Annotated in this window: 14 protein-coding genes, 1 tRNA gene and 2 riboswitches; of the genes, 3 read left to right on the plus strand and 12 right to left on the minus strand. The window is 54.5% G+C overall.

Annotation, left to right across the window (positions count from 1 at the left end; genetic code table 11):
• From ACO5Z0_RS07045 to ACO5Z0_RS07055, 3 genes are all read right to left on the minus strand, one after another.
• Positions 1–7,129, minus strand: a 7,129-nt coding sequence (locus ACO5Z0_RS07045) for a hypothetical protein (protein WP_485649707.1), incomplete at its 3' end; no start/stop codon positions are given.
• A 275-nt stretch (positions 7,130–7,404) separates the two neighbouring features.
• Positions 7,405–7,569: riboswitch (cobalamin riboswitch) on the minus strand.
• 150 nt (positions 7,570–7,719) lie between these two features.
• Positions 7,720–9,654 carry a TonB-dependent receptor plug domain-containing protein gene (locus ACO5Z0_RS07050; RefSeq protein WP_485649708.1) on the minus strand — a complete coding sequence of 645 codons (1,935 nt, stop codon included), beginning with the start codon at positions 9,652–9,654 and terminating at the stop codon, positions 7,720–7,722.
• A 228-nt stretch (positions 9,655–9,882) separates the two neighbouring features.
• A riboswitch (cobalamin riboswitch) is annotated at positions 9,883–10,084 on the minus strand.
• Between the two features lie 119 nt (positions 10,085–10,203).
• Positions 10,204–11,178 carry a TIM barrel protein gene (locus ACO5Z0_RS07055; protein ID WP_485649709.1) on the minus strand — a complete coding sequence of 325 codons (975 nt, stop codon included), beginning with the start codon at positions 11,176–11,178 and terminating at the stop codon, positions 10,204–10,206.
• 201 nt (positions 11,179–11,379) lie between these two features.
• Between ACO5Z0_RS07055 and ACO5Z0_RS07060 the strand changes: the two genes are divergently transcribed.
• The 3 genes from ACO5Z0_RS07060 (at position 11,380) to ACO5Z0_RS07070 (ending at position 12,827) form a co-directional block, all read left to right on the plus strand.
• The gene (locus ACO5Z0_RS07060; protein WP_485649710.1) at positions 11,380–11,652 is read left to right on the plus strand and encodes a hypothetical protein; all 273 of its coding nucleotides are present in this window, start codon (positions 11,380–11,382) and stop codon (positions 11,650–11,652) included.
• Between the two features lie 4 nt (positions 11,653–11,656).
• Positions 11,657–12,697: an RpnC/YadD family protein gene (locus tag ACO5Z0_RS07065; RefSeq protein ID WP_485649711.1), complete on the plus strand. Its 1,041-nt coding sequence runs from the start codon at positions 11,657–11,659 to the stop codon at positions 12,695–12,697.
• Between the two features lie 41 nt (positions 12,698–12,738).
• Positions 12,739–12,827: transfer RNA gene (locus ACO5Z0_RS07070), tRNA-Ser, on the plus strand.
• A gap of 78 nt (positions 12,828–12,905) precedes the next feature.
• Here ACO5Z0_RS07070 and ACO5Z0_RS07075 read toward each other — a convergent pair.
• From ACO5Z0_RS07075 to ACO5Z0_RS07115, 9 genes are all read right to left on the minus strand, one after another.
• A complete protein-coding gene (locus ACO5Z0_RS07075) occupies positions 12,906–13,340 on the minus strand; it encodes a F0F1 ATP synthase subunit epsilon (protein WP_485649712.1) in 435 nt (144 codons plus the stop codon).
• Between the two features lie 3 nt (positions 13,341–13,343).
• Positions 13,344–14,756, minus strand: coding sequence for a F0F1 ATP synthase subunit beta (gene atpD, locus ACO5Z0_RS07080; protein WP_442672817.1), 1,413 nt, complete (start codon positions 14,754–14,756; stop codon positions 13,344–13,346).
• 12 nt (positions 14,757–14,768) lie between these two features.
• Positions 14,769–15,620 carry an ATP synthase F1 subunit gamma gene (gene atpG / locus ACO5Z0_RS07085; protein WP_485649713.1) on the minus strand — a complete coding sequence of 284 codons (852 nt, stop codon included), beginning with the start codon at positions 15,618–15,620 and terminating at the stop codon, positions 14,769–14,771.
• Between the two features lie 17 nt (positions 15,621–15,637).
• Positions 15,638–17,158 carry a F0F1 ATP synthase subunit alpha gene (gene atpA, locus ACO5Z0_RS07090; RefSeq protein WP_314762671.1) on the minus strand — a complete coding sequence of 507 codons (1,521 nt, stop codon included), beginning with the start codon at positions 17,156–17,158 and terminating at the stop codon, positions 15,638–15,640.
• A 22-nt stretch (positions 17,159–17,180) separates the two neighbouring features.
• Positions 17,181–17,723, minus strand: a complete 543-nt coding sequence (gene atpH, locus ACO5Z0_RS07095) for an ATP synthase F1 subunit delta (RefSeq protein ID WP_485649714.1) — start codon at positions 17,721–17,723, stop codon at positions 17,181–17,183.
• On the minus strand, positions 17,717–18,220 hold the full coding sequence (gene atpF, locus ACO5Z0_RS07100; RefSeq protein ID WP_442672814.1) for a F0F1 ATP synthase subunit B: 504 nt from the start codon (positions 18,218–18,220) through the stop codon (positions 17,717–17,719). The genes atpH and atpF overlap by 7 nt, the downstream gene beginning before the upstream one ends.
• A 45-nt stretch (positions 18,221–18,265) precedes the next feature.
• On the minus strand, positions 18,266–18,520 hold the full coding sequence (atpE, locus tag ACO5Z0_RS07105; RefSeq protein ID WP_006191010.1) for a F0F1 ATP synthase subunit C: 255 nt from the start codon (positions 18,518–18,520) through the stop codon (positions 18,266–18,268).
• Between the two features lie 58 nt (positions 18,521–18,578).
• A complete protein-coding gene (gene atpB / locus ACO5Z0_RS07110; RefSeq protein ID WP_485649715.1) occupies positions 18,579–19,337 on the minus strand; it encodes a F0F1 ATP synthase subunit A in 759 nt (252 codons plus the stop codon).
• 69 nt (positions 19,338–19,406) lie between these two features.
• Complete coding sequence (locus ACO5Z0_RS07115) at positions 19,407–19,799, minus strand: ATP synthase subunit I (RefSeq protein WP_485649716.1); 393 nt, start codon at positions 19,797–19,799, stop codon at positions 19,407–19,409.
• Positions 19,800–19,810: the final 11 nt, after the last annotated feature.

A 19,810-nucleotide genomic window follows, 5' to 3' on the forward strand; every position in this document is an offset into this window, starting at 1 on the left:
CCGGCTTCTGCGGGTCGGTTCCCGGCTTCTGCGGGTCGGTTCCCGGCTTCTGCGGATCGGTGCCCGGCTTCTGCGGATCGGTGCCCGGCTTCGGCTCAGGAGCCTTTACCGAACCTTGACCGCTTGCTTCCGACCAGTCCATATTTGCCTTTTTCAGCGTCTTGGATGAGGTGACCAGACCTTCAGAGATCATCGCCTCGCCTTTGAGATTCCTCTCCCCCGTCTTATATCCGTCGTAGTAGAGCTTTCCTGCAAGTGCATTGAGCGTCTTGTAGACTTGCGTCTCGTCCGTCAGCGTAAGACCGTTGCTGTCCGTCACCATCGTGACCGAAGAGTTCTCCGCCGCTTTCTTGATATGCACGTCGCCCGCCTTATAGTGCTCGGCTTTCGTGCCGTCGCCTTCATGCTGATAGACGAGCTGCATATTGCCGGAGTAGTTGTCGATCGTGATCTTATGCGGATCGTTCTGCTTCAAGATACCCTTGTCTGCCTGCAGTCGCGTGACGTGACTGTCCATAGCGATGCCTTTTCCTCTGGCGCCTGTCTCCTTCTTGTGATGATAGCCGGTGCCGACCTGCTTATGCTCCCATATCGCGCCGTTGGCGAGCAGCATGGAAACATTGCCTGGAATATAGCTATAAGGCTTCTGATTCGCTTTATCCACGCCCCAGATATCGGTTGATACAAGCCCCTTGAAGAAGGATTCCTTGTTGTTCAGTCCCAAGACGACGTGTCCGTTGCTCTCCGAGCTGATGTCGCCCGTGATCCGCACGGGGCGCGTCTTCGAGGTCGCGACCACATTGCCGTTCCCATCCAGCTTGGAATTGACGAACACCGTGCCGTTGTCATAGGCTGCGATGGATGCCACATCACTGCCCGTGATCGTACCGCCGCCGATGGAGATCTTCGCGCCATGCGACTCGACGGCACGCCACATCTTCGAGTCGATGTCTACAAGTCCCTTGATATCGACCTCCGCGCTGCCCATATTCTTGCGTGCCTCGATCGCGCCGAAGTCTTCACCGTTTTTATGATTCACGCGAATTCTGACGGCATGTGCCGGATCGTCGTCGTTTTCGATCACGAGCTTCGCATGTCCATGACCGCTATTGTGTCCCGGACCGCCCGGATAACCCATGACGAAGATGCCGCGTCCGTAGAGGCTGCCCTTCGGATCGGACTCGATATTCATGCCCTTGACATTCTTGATCGTGAGCGTGCCGCTGTAGACGGTGATGGCATTCGGCGTGCGCTCCCAACCGGACTGCGGACCTTGGTTCGGGAAAAGACCATGTCCACCGGGACCTGCCTTGATATCGAGACGATGTCCCGTCATATCGATCGAGCCTTTGACGTCGCCGTTCCAATAGATCGTACCGAACTTATTGTCCTTCACCGAGATGACAGGCTTGTCCGCCGCCTTTACTTCGAGCTTGATGTCATGATGGAACGTATAGTTGCCGTTGCCATCGTAGACGCCTTTTTTCTTCCAGAATTCCTGCACATCTTCCACATCGTCGTAGTTTCCTTCAGCGATTTGCTTCTTGATCGTGCCGGCAGCCGTGGAAGGTGTATCGTTCGATTTTACACGAGCGCGTCCGTCGGACTCTCGATAGTCGAGATCCAGCTGCTGCGAGGCAGCAGAGCCGGTCAGACCTTCGGCAATCATCGCTTTGCCCTTGAGGTTGCGCTCCCCCGTCTTATAGCCGTCGTAGTAGAGCTTTCCGGCAAGCGCATTGAGCGTCTTGCGCACGGCATTCTCATTGCCCAGGTCGACGCCGTTGCTGTCCGTCACCATCGTGACCGAGGAGTTCTCCGCCGCCTGCTTGATATGCGTATCGCCGTAGCGCTGGTTGGGATCTACATACGTCGGATCGCTGCCATAGTCCTCCGTCCGCGTGCCGTCATTGCCGTGCTTATAATGGAGAGTCAGGCTGCCGGAAAGGCGTTCGATCGTAAGCGGTTTCGTGTCATTTTGGAAGATCTTGCCGTTTTTCGCTTTCAGATGTGTGATATAGCTGCCTTCAAAGTCCGTAGGCGTGCTGCCTTTCGACACATTGTCCCAGTGTGCGCCATTGGCAAGATAAAGTTGCGTGCTGCCGCTCGCAATAGTCCTGCCGATGCGCCCCTTGATATACGAATCCTTCGTCATCAGCGCTGCGCCAAAGGTGCCGCCATAGAAGTCGTCAAGCATGACGTCGCCTTCCATCTTCACATCGCGGCTATCGGACACAGCATTTACACCGTCGCCATCTGCCTGCGCGTTGATGTAGACCTTACCCCCATTTTTGATTTTCACGGCACGGGCGTTATCACCTTTGGCGATGAATCTGCCGCCGCCAATGCTTATCTCGCCGCCGTCGGCATGGAGGAGTTCGGCGCCTTCCTGCTCGATGTCCGCAAGACCTTGGATTGTGACGCTTCCATGATTTGCGCCTGTTTTCTTCGCCGTGACAGCAGCCGCCTTGTCACCCTTCGCCGTATTACGGATCTTGACGGCATTTTCCTGCCCCTCGCCATTTTTGATATGGAGTTTCGCGGCTTTACTGCTGCTGCCTGCGGCATAAATGGCGCTCGCGCCCTTCTTGTCGCCGCTGATGCTGATGTCTACCGCACCGGCATTTTTGATCTCCAGGCTGCCACCCTCTAGGCGGATGCTTCCGGCACGCTTCGCGTCGCTGTCCGCCGTCGCCTCAAGCGTCAGCTTCTCGCCCCTCATATCAATGCTGCCGTCCTGATCCTGCATGAGGATATTGCTCACGGAATCGCCGATCTGCAGTTTACTGCCGTCCGATGCTTTAACGTGAAGTTTCGCTCCTTTCGCGAAGGTGTAGTTGCCGGCATCGTCCCTGAGATTCTTCTGCTTCCACTTCTCGACTTGCGCCGCGCTGCCTGCGCCAAGCTCCGCGATCTGCTCTTCCGTGTCCACGAGCTGCGGAGGCGTAGGCGGCTGCTGCGGCGTCATGTCGATGCCGCCCTGTCCGTCCTCTTTCTTGAATACAATGTCTGCATCACGCGCTGCAGAAGGTGTCGTCAGACCTTCGGCGATCATCGCCTTGCCTTTGAGATTTTTCAGATCGAATCTCGCACCATTGTAGTAGAGCTTTCCGGCAAGCGCATTCAGCGCTTTTCTTACCTGATTTTCATTGGACATCGTAATGCCGTTGTTCTCCGTCACCATCGTGATCCGAGAATTTGCCTCTGCAGCCGCGACGTTGACGTCTCCCGCTTCATAGTCCGCTGCCCGCGTTCCATCGTTCTTATGGTCGTAGTAGATTTTCGCATCGCCGCTGAATTTATCGATCAAAATCTTGCGCTTATCCTTCTGACGGATGATGCCGCCTGCAGATTTGAGGTGGCTGACATGACTGTCGCCCACTTCTGCCGTGCCGTTCTTATCCTGCTTGACATTGCCGACCTTGATATGTTCCCAAGTACCGCCGTTCTTAAGGACGAGAGTTCCCTTGCCGGACGCCAGTTCCCATTGATGGAGCGGCCAAGTATACATATCCGTGGTGAAAAGTCCCTTGAGGAAGGAGTCCTTCGTCGTAAGAGCGATATGAGCGGCGGCGGAGCTTCCCTTCACCTGTATATCGCCCTCGATCTGCACATCGTGATCCTCTTTTTCATTGATGTACGCCGTACCGGGTGAATTTACATAAAGTGCCGCCTGACCGCGCGAGACGATCTTGCCGCCGCCGATACGAAGCTCGCCCCCATCTACGACAATGCCGGTAGGCGCTTTGATGTCCACCATGCCGGCGATATGAAGACGTGCAGAGCCATCATGATTTTTCATGTAGATGCCCTTATCTTCCGACTCAATCTTGACGGCGTGCGCCGCATCGCCCGCGTTCTTGATGTAGAGATTGGAATGCTGTGTCAGATGAATCCCGTAATCTTTCGCCTTGATGGAAAAGGCTCCCAGTTCCTTCATCTCCAGCGTGCCGCCTCCGACGAAAAGTCCTACAGACTCTGCGCCTGTCCAGCTCTTGTCCGGGCGCTGATACTTCTTGCTCGCGCCAGCCGAGAGAGTAAGATCATGCCCTTTCATATTGATCTCGCCTTCGCTCCATTCGCACCACATCAAGGGGCTGTATGCCGAGAGAGCGTCCACCGAGGGGGCTTGGACAAGCTTTTGATCCCTCTCCGCATCAACAGACAGTGTGGTATTTTCATGGAATGTATACTTCGCTCTGTTTGCAGCGCTGCTTGTACGGACGCCTTTCTCTTTCCAATGATCCCGCTCATCGTCTGCGCCGTCCCAAGAACCTTCAACAATTTGGCGTCCACGGTAGTTCTTGATGCCGCCCTGTCCCGTCGCTTTATCGAAGAGAATATCTTCGATTTTCATCGCTTGTGAAGACAGTGTCAGCCCCTCGGCGATCATCGCCTTACCCTTGAGGTTCGTCTCGCCTCGTTTCGCCCCTTCGTAATAGAGCTTGCCCGCCAAGGCTTTCAAGACCTTGCGCGTCTGCAGGGCGCTGTTCATCTTGACGCCATTTTGTTCCGTCACCATCGTTACGGCAGAATCCGCGTCCGCCTTTTTGATGCGCAGGTCGCCGCCTTCATAGTGTTCGGGCTTCGTTCCGTCCTCTTTATGGTCATAGAAGACCTTCATATTCCCCTTGTAGCTGTCGATCGTGATCGGCCGGCTGTCTTTCTGATAAATCGCACCGCCGTCCGCCTGCAGACGCGTGAGATAGCTGCCGCTGAAGCCATCGACAATCCGCCCGGACTTCTTGTTCCTCCATTGCGCTCCATCGGAGAGAATCATGCGCGTCTTGCCGCCCTGCGTGTCCTCCATGCCGATCAGCCCCGTGAAGTAAGAGGATTTCGTGTTGAGCGCCATGCCAAAGTCGCCTTGACCGCCGCCGAGTACGACATTTCCCTCCATCTGCACATCGCGCGGATCCGTCGCATCGGAGGTCGCCTGCAGATCATCGCCTTTTGCTTTCGCGTTGATATAGACCTTCGACTCGCCCGTCATCCGCACGGCATTGCCTTCGCCTTTGGCGATCAATCTGCCGCCGCCGATGGAAGCCTCGCTGCCATGATTCTTTACCTGCAGAATATCGCCGTCTTGCTCGATGTCCACGAGTCCCTTGATATCAAGCTGCGCTTTCTCGTGTGCGCCATCGACCAAGATGGCGGCTTCCTTCTCGCCGGTCGCCTCGTTGCGAATCTTGACGGCATGACTCAGCCTATTGTCATTATGGATGGTCAGCTTCGCCCCGGCGCTTGTGCTGAACAGATAAATGCCGCTCTGAGATTTTTGATTTCCCTTGATCTCGATGTCCACCCCGCCGGAGTTTTTGATCTCCATGCTGTTGCCAGCGATGCTGATACCGGCGGCTTTATAGGCACTGCTGTTCGCTTTTGTACGAAGCTTAAGCTTATGGCCGTTCATATTGATCCAGCCATCCTTATTCATGCTCTCCGAGCCTGCCATCAAACTGCCTACGATATACTCGAAAGCGTTGCCCGTGGCAGCCTCCGTCTGCAGCTCAACATCCTGCTTGAACGTATAGTGGCTCTTGCCATCGCTGTATTCTGTTTTGCCCCACTCCTCAAGCAGATCCTCGGTTTGCCAATCATTATCGGCAATCTGCCGATTGAACTTGAGAGGTCCAGCCGACTTGATATTGCCCTGACCTCCATCCGCTGGATTGAAAACCATCTCTCCTGTTGCAGCCGAAGATCCTGTCAAGCCTTCTGCGATCATCGCCGTGCCTTTGAGATGCGTCGTTCCGTTCTTCACCTCGTCATAGTAGAGTTTACCCGCGAGTGCGCTCAGTACCTTTTGCACCTGCTCTTCATTCTGCGTATCAATGCCGCCGGTGTTTTCCGTCACCATCGTGACTGTAGATCCTGACTCTGCTTTTTTGATATGGGTGTCGCCGGCTGCATAATCTCTGGACGACGTACCGTCTCCCGTATGCGTATAGAAGAGCTTCTGCTTGCCTGCATAATTTTCAATGTGCAGCTCGCCCGTGTCGTTCTGACGGATATGCCCCTCTGTGCCGTTATGACTGGAGAGTTTCGTGATTCGGCTGCCGCGTCCGCCGTTCGACGTATCCCAAGTCGCGCCATTGAGCAGGAACAAGTTGACCGTTCCTTTCGCGTCCTTCTCGGTACCGCCTTTCCAACTGGAAGCTGCGCCTTTCAGCCCCAAGTGCAGTTTAGCATCCTTTTCAATATGCACCGCACCTTCAAGCTCTACCGTTCTGTCGCCGGGGACGATCGACGCATCCTCGTCCTCTTCATCACCGCCTGCATTGATATAAACTTTTGACGCTCCCATCAAATACATCAGCCAATGTCCATGCTCTGCGTTCTCTTTAATCTTGAGCTTGCCGCCGCCGATACGCACGACATTGCCGGAATACGGCAGGAAATCCCACCCCTCCTTTCCAACTTGAATGCCTCGTTGGATATTAGGATCGTCAATATCGATGGTATCAATATGAATCTTATTGTTATTCCCCTCTAAATGCATACCAAAGGTATGCGCTTCCTTCTTGTCTACCCATCCTTGTTCCAGACCACGGTGCGAAACCGCACCCTGTTCAATCTTAAACTTGCCTTTAATGTCAAGTATTGCATTCTTCGTCGCCCAAATGCCGCGCACAGGCTCCTTGCCGCCTTTCAGCCGCGTGATCGTGACATCGGCATTGATTTCTGCCTTGGGTTTCCGCCCCTCAGAGTTTATATGAATGCCGCTCACAGCCGCACCTTTTTTCCCTGCTTCATCAATCGCCCCAACGACACTGATATTGAGAAGCCCCCTATTGTTCGGCGCCGCTTGATTACCAAAAAGTGTCAATCCTCCTCGATCCCCAAGATAAATGCCGGCTGCTTTCGTGCCCACATTCGTCAGCCCGTCAACCCGCAAATCAAGGTTATATCCGGCAAGATCGATCTCTTTCTTTTGCTTTATCATAGCGATAGAAGCAGCGCCATCCCTTCTGTTGACGCCCGCCGTGACCGTCGTATTTTCCGTCAGCGTCTTATCCGCATCCTTGATCGGCCCCTCTTCTGCCGCCCATGCGGGCGCTTGCCATGAGCCTGCCAGCAAGGCTGCGGCGATGCCTAAAGTCAGCTGCTTCAGACGCGCTTTTTTCCTCATGTCTTTATCTCTCCTTTGTTCTGCGAAATCGCTTTCTTCAGCGATTCCTTTTCATCTGCCATGTTTCTCAGCGGCGCGATGTGCACCGTCTGCTATACAAATCGCCTAACCCCCTGCCAGTTTTTCCATCGTCACCGGCCTCGCCTCCTCTAATATTATTCAAACAAAAAACGCGACACAAAAAGAACACATAGCCTTCCATGAAAATGGGAACTGTTAAACGACAGCCCAAACTCCTTGGCCTGCTACGCGCCATCTTGTATCGCGCAAGTGACGTGATAAAAAGAAAACAGGCGGCACTCTGACTTAGCTCATCATCCTGCCATCTCTTTGTGAGAGACGTACGATGGCAGGACTCCCCATACAGTTGCGGAACAGCTCCGGATTCGCACCGGATTCCCCACACTCAGCCTTGCGGCTTCCATTTCCTGTGGTATGAAATTGTCTTGGCTCTTGGAAAGCTCCCAAGAGCCATGCCGTAACCGGCAGAAGCGCCTCCTCTTTTCTTTTATAACCTGCACGCATTTATCATATCATAAATCAAACAATATGAATAGCCGTAAGGTATATGTTTAATATTATTTTAACGATTAGAAGCTATGCTCCACACCGACGACAAAGCTGCGTCCCGGAGCTGTCCACCACTGACCGGCTCCCCCCCACTTCACATTGGAATGTTCGGCGTAGAACTTATCAAAGAGATTGTTGACCTTGAGATAGACCTTCGTCGTTTCCATAATCTTATAGTTCATGCCGAAATCACAGACCCAATACGACGTCTCCGGAAAAGCGTTGTTTACGGGACCCGGGCGGTCGATCATGGCGCGTGCCATTAAAGATGCGTCGAATCTCCGATTCTTGTAATCCACACCGATATTCCACTGATGCGTCGGCAAATAACCATCGACATTGACGCCGCGCTGTTCGTTTTTACCAACATGCGTGTTCGTATAGCCAAGGCGTGCACTCACATGTGAGTCAAAGCGCTTCGCAAGCTGCATATCCCAGCCATGTGCATCCTCATCGCCGACGTTGATATTTACATATGTCACGGGATGATAGCCGATGCGATCCTTGGAATGACGCCAATAGTAGTGCGCTGCAACATTCAGTCCTTTGCCAAAATCATGCGCAATACCGATCTCCCGCGTATCGCCGGACTCGGGCTTGAGGTTCGGATTGCCATATGTCGGTGCATAGAGTTGATTCGGTGTTGGGGTCAGGAAATACTCGGTATAGGCTACATAGGCATGAGTTCTAGGCGTAATATCATAGCCGAGGCTCACGCTCGGACTTGTATGGCTGCCGAAAGCCGAATTGCTGTCGTAGCGAATGCCGCCGATGAGCTTGAGTGCAGGCGTGATGTTCCACTGATCTTGCAGATAGACGGAACGATTCACGAGGGATCTCCCGTCAATGCTCACTCTTCCTCTGTTCCAAATCGACGTATCGTCATACGTGAAATCCACGCCGGTTGTCAGGAGATGATCGCCGAGACGCTTATCATACTGGTCACTGAACTTCCAGCTGTAGACGTCCATCTCGTAGCTTGCGCCTAACGGCGTCCATGTACCATAGGTGAAGATATTATAATTATAGCGGCTGCGGGAAAGGACCATCTGATTCTTCGAGGTATCGTCAATCTTCGCATTCCAGATCAAGTCTACATCAAAATGATCGTAGCGTCCTCGATTCTGTCTCAATCCCTGCTGCTTTTCATACAGCGCTTGATAGCGGTCTCCATCCTTGTAACTGCGCAGGTTGAGCACAAGGTATGAAGCCTTGCTGAGATCTTTGCCGAGGTGGATGTTGATGGAATCGGCGTCGAGTCCTGAAGGAACTTCATTGCCATGCCCGTCTTTGAAGTCGTTGCTCTTGTCCTTCTGATACTTGAGCCGCCAATCAAGACCGTTCTCGCTGCCCTCGTAAGCAACGCTATAGAGCTGCTTGCCGAAGCTGCCATAAGCCGCCTCAACCGTCGCTTTCGCATTCTTCGCCTTCTTCGTGATGATGTTGATGACGCCGCCCTTGGCATCCGAGCCGTAAAGCGTTGATGCCGAGCCACGCAGCACCTCGATGCGATCGATACCGCTGAGATCTTTCATCGCCGATGCCAGTGACGCCGCAAAGCCACCTGCATAATTCTGCTTCACACCATCAATGAGAACAACAACATCTTCCGAGCCATTGATATAGAACTTTGTGCTGTTATTATACCCTGCCGGCGCATACTGATTGACCGTAACGCCCGGGACATCGCGCAGAGCCTGCGTCAGATCCGTATAGTGGCGCTTTTCGATATCCTTTCCCGTGATGACCGTGATATTTGCATTCGCCTTGAGCTCCTGTACCGGCGTGCGCGTCGCCGTGACGACCGTCTCGTCGAGCGAATGCTCCGATACGGCATCCTGCGTCGACTCCGCTTCTGCGGCAAACACTTGCCCCCCCGCAGGATACAAAGCAGCGAACGTAAGCGCCGCCGCCACCGTCGCGCCGAGTTTCTTCCTCGACCCTGTTCTTCCCATTTCAATCTCCTCCTAAAATTCTGCCCGCAGACAAATTTATATTCAGCCGCCGCCCTTACTTCATCGACGGATAAATACCGAGAACGGCACCCATTCACATTTCCATACAAAAAAGCCCTCCCTGCATCGCAGAAAGGGCGTACTCTTATCACAAAGGCACCGCAAAAGCCACTTTACCCAAAGGCAAATGCGCTGCCGAAAATCCCCTTCCCATCACTCGCAGGTCAAATGGTGATTGTCGATCAGGCAGTTCTCCTGGCTCCAGTTCATCACCTGTCTGCGCCTTCCCAAGGATCGATTCCTCAGTGACATCTCAAGAAACACAAAGATTTTCTCGTGCAGACCGGCTCGCTGCTACAGTGGCGGGACCGCTCCGGCATATACCGTATTCCCTATTAAGTCTTGCGACACCTGATCCAAGCTGTATGAAATTTTGCTGGTTTCCGAAAGATAGCGTAGCATTGAACGATGCTCTTGTCAAGTAGGAATATCAGAATCTATGAATGTATGCACCTCTGATCTTTAAGGAACCACCGACACATTCAATCTCTATGAAATCGTACTCCGCAGAGCTTTTTGCTGTATCTGCAGCTTTTCTTCCCAATCGGTGCGCGAGCGCTGTATGAATTCGTGTACGAGGTAATCCGGTTTGATGAGGTCGATGATGCGCCGCGCCGCATTCGTCTGAAACGGCTGATGGCGATCGACTTGCAGGACGTATTCCATAGCTTCCTGCCAAGGCAGGCTGCGATGCTCTCCCGCATGTTCACGCATCATGCGCTTCGTATAGCTGCCCGAAAGCGATTGATGAAGATGCACGCCATAAACGCGCTTGCCCAGTTCGCCAAGATTTCGATATGTCTCCTTCACATAGCGCGCGCCGTCTTCTTCACTCGTAAGCGCCACATTCGTATTCATCAGATGCCCGACGTCGAGCATGAAGCCCGTATCCGCATAGGAAACGCGCTCCAAAAGGGCACTTGCGAGCTGCGGCTTTTGAAAGGTCAGCCCCGGCCACCAGAGATTTTCAAAGAGCAGACGCACGCCCTGCGGTATCTCAGCTGCGATCTCGTTGACCAGCTCGATCGTCCCTTCGACGACTTCCTCATCGGTATGAGAGAATTCGCGCGTATACATCTCCGATGTCACATTGTGCGCGACATGAAAGACGAGGTACTGCGGCCGACAAGTCGCCGCTTGGCGCAGATTCTTTTTCCAGCCTTCCACCCAGTCATCAACATCAAGAGAGCCGTAGTAGGCGCGGATATTTTCCTCCGTGCCGAACTCTGCAAGGAGCGCAGCTTTATCCCCACGCCAAAAATCCAGCCACGACGGCCAGAAAAGGAGATGTACGCCCTTGATATACGCAGGCGGATACATCGTCCGATCCCACGGCGCACAAAGCATGAACTCGATGCCGTCGAGTCTGTATCGCTCAATGAATTCATGGAGAGCTTCCGTTTTATTTTGCAGCAAGTTCTCTATATCGCACCCTGCATTCGATATATTCACCAGTTCCAGCATAAAATCCCCTAATCCATTATCGTCTAAAAAGTTTCTACATTTTGAAAAACATACTGTTTTAGTCTATCATAGCCGAATATCCACCGTCAAGCAAGCGGATGGAACGAAAAGGCTCCGAGAAGATTGCAAGTTCACTGTCGCATCGTTCTGCCAAACTTTGGTAGCTTATGCAGCCGCAGCATACATATCATTTACAGTTTTATGACCGAAGATTTTGCGCAGATAGTTGTTAACCCAATCTTCGATCCCTTTCAGATCTCTTGGTTTCAGCGCGCTGAAATCGGTTCCATTTTGGTTCCTTTCTTTCAGTTGCTTTTGGCTTTCAACTCAAGTTTTACTGAACGGATTCCCAAATGGAACTTTTTGCGTCCATTTATTTTACAACTTCCAGTTCAAACTTCCCTCTACCATGAAGAACGCAAGTATCACTGGCTAGAAGAGATGTTTCATGCTATAATGACAGAAAGAAGGTGAGTCCGTGCAGAAAGAAGAACAAATTTCAGGAAAAGATCCTACGCTTCCTTACCAAAATGCAACCTACGATCAACATGCTAAGCGTCTGCTTTCGCAAAGAGCCATCATGGCTCGCCTTCTCAAACGAACCGTACCGGAATTTGAAAAAGTCTCCATTTCCGACATCGCCGAAAAGTACATCGAAGGCATGCCGCAAATTAGTGAGATTCCTATTGACCGCGACAAGACGAACACGGTAAGAAACGCTCCTAAAGAAATCTTTGGCGATACCACGGAAAACGTCGCCATCACCGAAGGTTGGATTCGCTTCGATATTCTATTTCACGCACGCGCTCCAAAATCAGGAGAACTCATCACATTGATTGTCAACGTCGAAGCGCAGAGAACGCAGCGTAGGTCGAAACTTGGTTATGCGCTTTTGCGTCGTGCTGTTTACTATGCCAGTCGCTTGATTTCCTCACAAAAGGAAACCGAATTTACCGGGTCTTCCTACGATGATATCAAGAAAGTTTACAGCATCTGGCTCTGCATGGATTCCCCCAACGGCAAAAGCGCCATCAATCGCTACGAGCTGAATGAACATCACATTCTTCACTGCCACAAGGAAAATCGTGCCGACTATGACTTAATAAGCATCATCACAGTCCATCTTGGAGATGAGCAGCAGCTGAATGAGGACTGGCTCATCCGTTTCCTGCAAATTCTATTCAAGGATACAAAGACGTCTCCATCAGAAAAGAAAAACCTACTAAAGAATGAATTCGATCTTGATACGACTACAGATATAGAAGAGGAGGTGAATACGATGTGCAACCTAAGTACAGGCATCTATGAGCGCGGTATGGAACGCGGCATGGAACGCGGCATGGAGCGCGGCATGGAACGCGGCATGGAGCGCGGCATGGAGCGCGGCATAGAAAAGAATCGCTTGGATACAGCACTTTCTATGCTCAAGGAAAATCTCCCCCTTGATATGATTGCCCGAATCACAAATTTATCACCGGACAAGATCAAATCCTTGCAAAAAGAACATTCGATACATTGACAGCCTACGGCCCCTTTTGCTAAAATAATACAGCAAGTCATGGAGAGGTGTCCGAGCGGTTTATGGAGCCGGTCTTGAAAACCGGTGATGCAGCGATGCACCGTGGGTTCGAATCCCACCCTCTCCGCCATGATGAAACAAAAGATGTATAGATAAAAAGACGGTGCATGAATCTTCAGATTCATGCACCGTCTTTTTTGCGGTTAGCTTACTTGTCGTAGGCCGTCTTCGTCGCATCGAGGCGAGCGATGGCGCGGCGCAGGGCCGCTTCGGCACGCTCCAAGTCGATTGCCTTCTGCTCCGCCGTCGCCATGCCTTTGTGGAACGCGTCGATGCGCTCCTTGGCACGTTGATAGGCGCGCTGGGCGCGGTTGACGTCGATGTCAATCGGCTCTTCGGCGGCGGAAGCGAGCACCGTGATCTTTTCGGGCTGCACTTCCATGAAGCCGCCAGAGACGGCAATCAGCTCTTCACGGTCGGGGAACTTCACATGCATGGCATGGGGCAGCAGCCCCGTGACAAGCGGCGCATGATGCGGCAGGATGCCTAGCTCGCCGCCCGTCGAACGCACGATGAGCATGGCGATGTCGTCGCTGTAGACAACCCGGTCGGGAGAGACAATTTCGAGCTTGATAGAAGCCACGAATCATCCCTCCTTTTTGATCTTGTCCGCTTTTTCGATGACCTCGTCGATGTTGCCGACCATGTAAAACGCGTTCTCGGGCAGATCGTCGTACTTGCCTTCGAGAATTTCTTTGAAGCCGCGGATCGTTTCCTTCAGCGGCACATACTTGCCGGGCGAGCCGGTGAAGACTTCGGCGACGGCAAACGGCTGCGACAGGAAGCGCTGGATCTTACGCGCACGCGCAACGGTAAGCTTGTCCTCGTCGGAAAGCTCTTCCATGCCGAGGATCGCGATGATGTCCTGCAGTTCCTTGTACTTCTGAAGCACCGCCTGTACGCCGCGCGCGACTTCGTAGTGATCCTCGCCGATGACGTTCGGGTCGAGGATGCGCGATGTGGAATCCAAAGGATCGACGGCGGGATAGATGCCGAGCTCGGCGATCTGGCGCGAGAGAACGGTCGTCGCATCGAGATGCGTGAACGTCGCCGCAGGCGCCGGGTCCGTCAAGTCGTCGGCAGGCACATAGACCGCCTGCACGGACGTGATCGAGCCTTTCTTCGTCGAGGTGATGCGCTCCTGCAGAGCGCCGACGTCCGTCGTCAATGTCGGCTGGTAGCCGACGGCGGAAGGCATGCGGCCGAGAAGAGCCGAAACCTCGGAACCCGCCTGAATGAAACGGAAGATGTTGTCGATGAAGAGCAGAACGTCCTGCCCCTGCACGTCGCGGAAGTACTCCGCCATCGTCAGCCCCGTCAGGGCGACGCGCATACGCGCTCCCGGCGGCTCGTTCATCTGACCGTAGACGAGCGCCGTCTTGTCGATGACGCCCGACTCCGTCATTTCCGACCAGAGGTCGTTGCCTTCACGCGTACGCTCGCCGACGCCGGCGAATACGGAGTAGCCGCCGTGCTCGGTCGCGATGTTGTGAATCAGCTCCATGATGAGAACCGTCTTGCCGACGCCCGCGCCGCCGAAGAGGCCGATCTTGCCGCCGCGCGAGTACGGGGCGATGAGGTCGACGACTTTGATGCCCGTCTCAAGGATCTGCGTCGACGTCTCCTGCTCATCGAACTTCGGAGCCGGACGATGGATCGGCCACGACTCCTTATTGCCAACGGGAGCGGGATTGTGATCGACCGTCTTGCCGAGCACGTTAAAGACGCGCCCAAGGCACGCATCGCCGACGGGCACCTTGATCGGCGCGCCCGTGTCTTCGGCTTCCATGCCGCGCATGAGACCGTCCGTCGAGCTCATGGCGATGCAGCGCGTGACGCTGTCGCCGAGATGCTGCATGACTTCGACGACGAGGTCGATGTCGAGGTCTTCCACCTTGCCCTGGATCGTGATGGCATTGAGGATCGCCGGCAGCTCTCCCGCCGAAAATTCGATATCTACGACAGGTCCGATGACCTGTACGACTTTACCTTTAGCCAATGCTAAACCTCCTTACTTCAAGGCTTCCGCACCGCCCACGATCTCGGTGATCTCGCGGGTTATGCCAGCCTGACGCACTTTGTTGTAGTGCAGGTCGAGCTTACGGATGAGTTCCTCGGCGTTGTCCGTCGCGTTGCTCATCGCGTTCATGCGGGAGCTGAGTTCGCTCGCGGCGGACTGCAAGAGCGCCGCGTACACCGTCGTCACGAGGTACTGCGGCAGCAGGAAGCCTAAGACTTCCTCCGCCGACGGCTCGTAGATGTACTGGGCATGAGGGCCTTCCTTCGCCTCGCCAAGCCCTGCAAAGGGCAGGAGCTGCATCGTTTCCGGCACGCAGCTGATCGACGAGATGAAGCGCGTGTAGACCATGTGGATCTCCTTGATGCCGCCTTCGGTGAAGCGATTCGTAAGATCTTGGGCGATCGTGCGCGCTTCTTCGTAAGTCGGACGCTCGCTGATGCCGATGTAGGATTCCGCGACGTCGAAGCCTCTGTGCTTGAAATGATCGCGCGCCTTGCGGCCCACGGTCACAAGCGTCGTCTTCGACTTGTCTTCTATGAGACTGAGGGCGAGCTTGAATACGTTGCTCGAATAAGCGCCCGCAAGCCCTTTGTCAGCGGCGCAGACGAGATAGAGCGTCTTGCCGTCCGGATGCGTCTCCAACAGCGGATGGCTGAAATCGCCGGCATTCGCCGCGATGTCCTTGACCACCTGAGCCATCTTTTCCGCGTAGGGGCGGTTGTTCGTCGCCGCATCCTTGGCACGGCGCAGCCTTGAGGTCGCGATCATATTCATAGCGTTCGTGATCTGCTGGATGCTTTTTACGCTCTTGATCCTTCGGCGTATATCCTGCAAGCTAGCCAAAATGAATCACCTCGCTATTATTCTTTGACCCTGTAAGAAATCGTCTCCTTGAACCCCTCGATGCACTTCTTGATCTCGGCTTCCAAAGCATCGTCGAGCTTCTTCTGCTCAGCGATTTTCTTGCCGATATCGGCATGGCTTGCGTGCATGAACTTGATGAAGTCCTCTTGGAACTTGACGACTTTCTCGACGGGGATGTCCGCGAGGAAGCCGCGCACGGCGGTGAAGAGCACGAGCACCTGATCCTCGACGGCGAGCGGCGTGTACTGCGGCTGCTTCAAGGTCTCGACCATGCGTGCGCCGCGGTCGAGCTGCTCCTTCGTCGCCTTGTCGAGGTCGGAGCCAAACTGCGCGAAGGCAGCAAGCTCACGATACTGCGCGAGGTCGAGACGCAGCGTGCCCGCGACCTGCTTCATCGCCTTGATCTGCGCCGAGCCGCCGACGCGCGAGACGGAAAGACCGACGTTGATCGCCGGACGAATGCCCGAGTAGAATGCGTCGGTTTCGAGCATGATCTGACCGTCGGTAATGGAAATGACGTTTGTCGGAATGTACGCCGAGAGGTCGCCCGCCAGCGTCTCGATGACAGGCAGAGCCGTGATGGAGCCTGCGCCAAGCTCATCGGAGAGCTTCGCCGCACGCTCCAAGAGGCGCGAGTGCAGGTAGAAGACGTCGCCCGGATAGGCTTCACGCCCCGGCGGACGGCGCAGGAGAAGCGACATCGCGCGGTAAGCGGCGGCGTGCTTCGTCAGATCGTCGTAAACGCAGAGCGCATGACCGCCCTTGTACATGAAGTATTCCGCCATAGCGACGCCCGCATACGGCGCAAGGTACTGCAAGGGAGCGCTGTCCGCCGCCGTCGCAGCGACGACGATGGAATATTCCATCGCGCCGGCGTCTTCGAGCGTCTTGACGACGCGTGCGACCGTCGATGCCTTCTGACCGATCGCAACGTAGACGCAGATGCAGTTCTGCCCCTTCTGGTTCAAAATCGTATCGACGGCGATCGCCGTCTTGCCCGTGCCGCGGTCGCCGATGATGAGCTCGCGCTGGCCGCGGCCGATCGGCACGAGGCCGTCGATCGCCTTGAGCCCCGTCTGCAGCGGCTCGTGAACCGACTTTCTGTCCGCGATGCCCGGCGCAGGGAACTCGACGGCACGATGCTCCGCCGCCTGAATGGGACCCTTGCCGTCGATCGGGCGCCCGAGAGCGTCGACGACGCGGCCGACCATGTTCTCGCCGACCGGCACCTGCATGATCTTCTTCGTGCGCTTGACCGTCGCACCTTCCTTGATTTCCGTATCGCCGCCCAAGATAACGGCGCCGACGTCGTCCTGATCGAGGTTCAGGGCAAGACCGTATACATCGTTGCCGAAATCGAGCAGCTCGCCTGCCATGGCTTTCGTGAGGCCGTGGATATGGGCGATGCCGTCACCGATCTCGATAACCGTGCCGACATCATCGACATTCAGATCGACGTTGTAGTTCTTGATCTGGTCTTTGATGATGGCTGTTATTTCTTCCGGATTCATTTTCATCTTATACTGTCACCCCAATTTCTCACTTGTTCGCCAGTATCTGAGTGCGCAGCGCCGCAAGGCGTCCCTGCACGCTGCCGTCGATGCGCTTGTCGCCGATCTGGGCGATCGCGCCGCCGATGATGGCGGCATCGATGTGCTTCCTGAGCTTCACGCTGCGCCCCGTCGCCTTTTCGAGCTTTTCGGCAAGAAGCTTTTCCAGCTCTCCCGTCAACGGATGCGCCGTCGTGATGTCCGCGACAACGATGCCCTGCGCCTCGTTGGAAAAATCCTGATACTGGGCATCTATGACCTCCAGAAGGTCCATGCGATGCTTGTCGATCAAGAGCATGATGAAGTTCTCAATATCCGAGGAGAGTTCGCCCGAGAAAATCTTCTTGAACAGCGATTTCTTCGCTTCGGGCGGCACCTGCGGATTCGTCGCGAAGCCTCGGAGCATCGGCTCATCGAATACGGCGCGTGTCACACCCGTAAGTTCTTCGCCGTACTCCTTGAGTTTCTTCTCATCCGCGGCAATCTCGAAGATGGCGCGCGAATACTTTTTCGCCAGTTGCAGATTCAGCATGAGAGATCACCAAGCTTTTCATTGCCGAGTCGATCGGCAAACTCGGCGATGAGGCTCTCGTTTGCCTTCTCGTCGAGATTCTTCGCGATGACCTTGCTCGCCGCCGCCATCGAAAGGGCAACGACCTCGGCGCGAAGCGTCTCCGCTGCCGCGCGGCGCTCACGCTCGACCTCTTCGGCAGCTGATTTCTTCATCTGCTCGATCTCGCGCTTCGTCTTCTCAACGCTCTCATCGCGCTCCTCCGCCGCTTGCCGCGTGGCAGAATCGATGATGCCTTGCGCCTTGACGCGGGCGCTCGCGAGCTGATCCTCGTATTCCTTCTTGAGCGCCGCTGCCTTTTCCACGTCCTCGTCCGCTTTGGCAAGGCTCATCTCAATCTTCGTCTGACGCTCTTTGAGCATGTTGACGATCGGTTTATAGGCAAAGGCGCGAAGCAGCACGACAAGAATCAGGAAGTTCAGGATCTGAGCCGCAAGGGTCCAATTTATATCGATCAATTTGCTGTACCCCCTTTTCTGTGATAGAGAGAATTTACGCTCTCCTTATTTCGTCAGAAGCGGGTTCGCATAGAGCATGATCAGGGCGACAACCGTCGCGATGATCGCCATAGCCTCGATCAGACCGACGGAAATCAGCGTATTCGTGAAGAGAGCGTTCTTCGCCTCCGGCTGACGCGTGATGCCTTCGATGAAACGAGCCGTGACAAGACCGTCGCCGATGCCGGCGCCGATCGCGGCAAGACCCATCGTAATACCTGCGCCAATCAAAGCGGCTGCTACCATAATCGCGTTTTCCATGAAAAATTTCCTCCTTAAAGTACAATACAAAAACAAAAAGGAACCATCCCTGTCACTTTCAATTCTCCCCGCCTGCGCGGAGAACCTCCGCCGCATTGAGCAGGGAACTGCCCTCGCTCATAGCGTTGACACCGTGTCCATGATCTTCTCCCTCACTTGCATGGAAAGAATTTGACAGGTACGCTATCGAAAGCATTGTAAAAATGACGGCCTGCACCATACCGATGAAGATACTGAAAGCAAGCCAAAGGACGGACGGCACAGGCATCCAGATCGGCACGAGCTTCAGCAGGATGATGATGAGTATCTCACCTGCAAGAATGTTGCCGAACAGACGAAAGGCCAGAGTGATGGGCTTCGCCACTTCCTCGATGATATTGAGGATGACGAATACAGGCGTCGGCTGGAAGAAGTGCTTGATGTACTTCGTACCTCCGATGTAGAGCCCCAGTCCATGCACCAAGGCGACGACAAAGAGCGCAAGCCCCAGTGTGGTGTTCAAGTCATTCGTCGGCGACGCCATCTTCGGCACGAGGCCGATCCAGTTGGAAACCAAGAGAAACAGGAACAAAGTGATGATCATCGGCGCGAGCCAGCGGCCTTTCGGTCCAAGCGTCGCATCCATCTGCTCATGCAGCCACACGACGACCATCTCCAGCACGTTCTGCCAGCCCGAGGGAATGAGCTGCAAATTGCGCGTCGCAAGAATCGCGATGAGAAGGATGACCGCCATGGTGATCCATGTCATGATCAAGGTTTCCTCATTGAAGGTCATGCCGGCGAACTGAATAACTTCGCGAACACCGATTTCATGCATGTTTAACTACCTCCCTTTCGGATAAATCTCGGAGAGCGCCAACTAGCAGCCTCCCCGGAAAGCGCGGATTCAGTCCGCCTTTCCCTTATCGGTCTTGCCGAGCGCGAGCAGCATGATGTGGAGCATCGTCACGACGTAGCATAGAGCAAAGCCCGAAACCACCGTGAAGAACACCTCGACCGAAATCTGCACGGCAGCCCAGAACACGACGAAGATCGTGACGAGCCGCAGAAAGAATCCCTGCCGCATCTCGCGCTTGGCGCGTTCGACGGTCAGCGTCGTGCTTCGCCAGGTGCGCCATACGAGATTCCACAGACAGACTGCCGCCGCCAGATAGCCGATGAGCCATGCGCCAATGAGACCCGCGCGTCCGCCGGCAGCGAACGAAACGAGCGCCATGAACGCAAAGCCAAGAAGCCATGCGGCGAGCCGCCTCGCATATACCGATAAAACTTCCCTCACATATTCCTCCT

The sequence above is a fragment of the Selenomonas sp. genome (assembly GCF_057272215.1).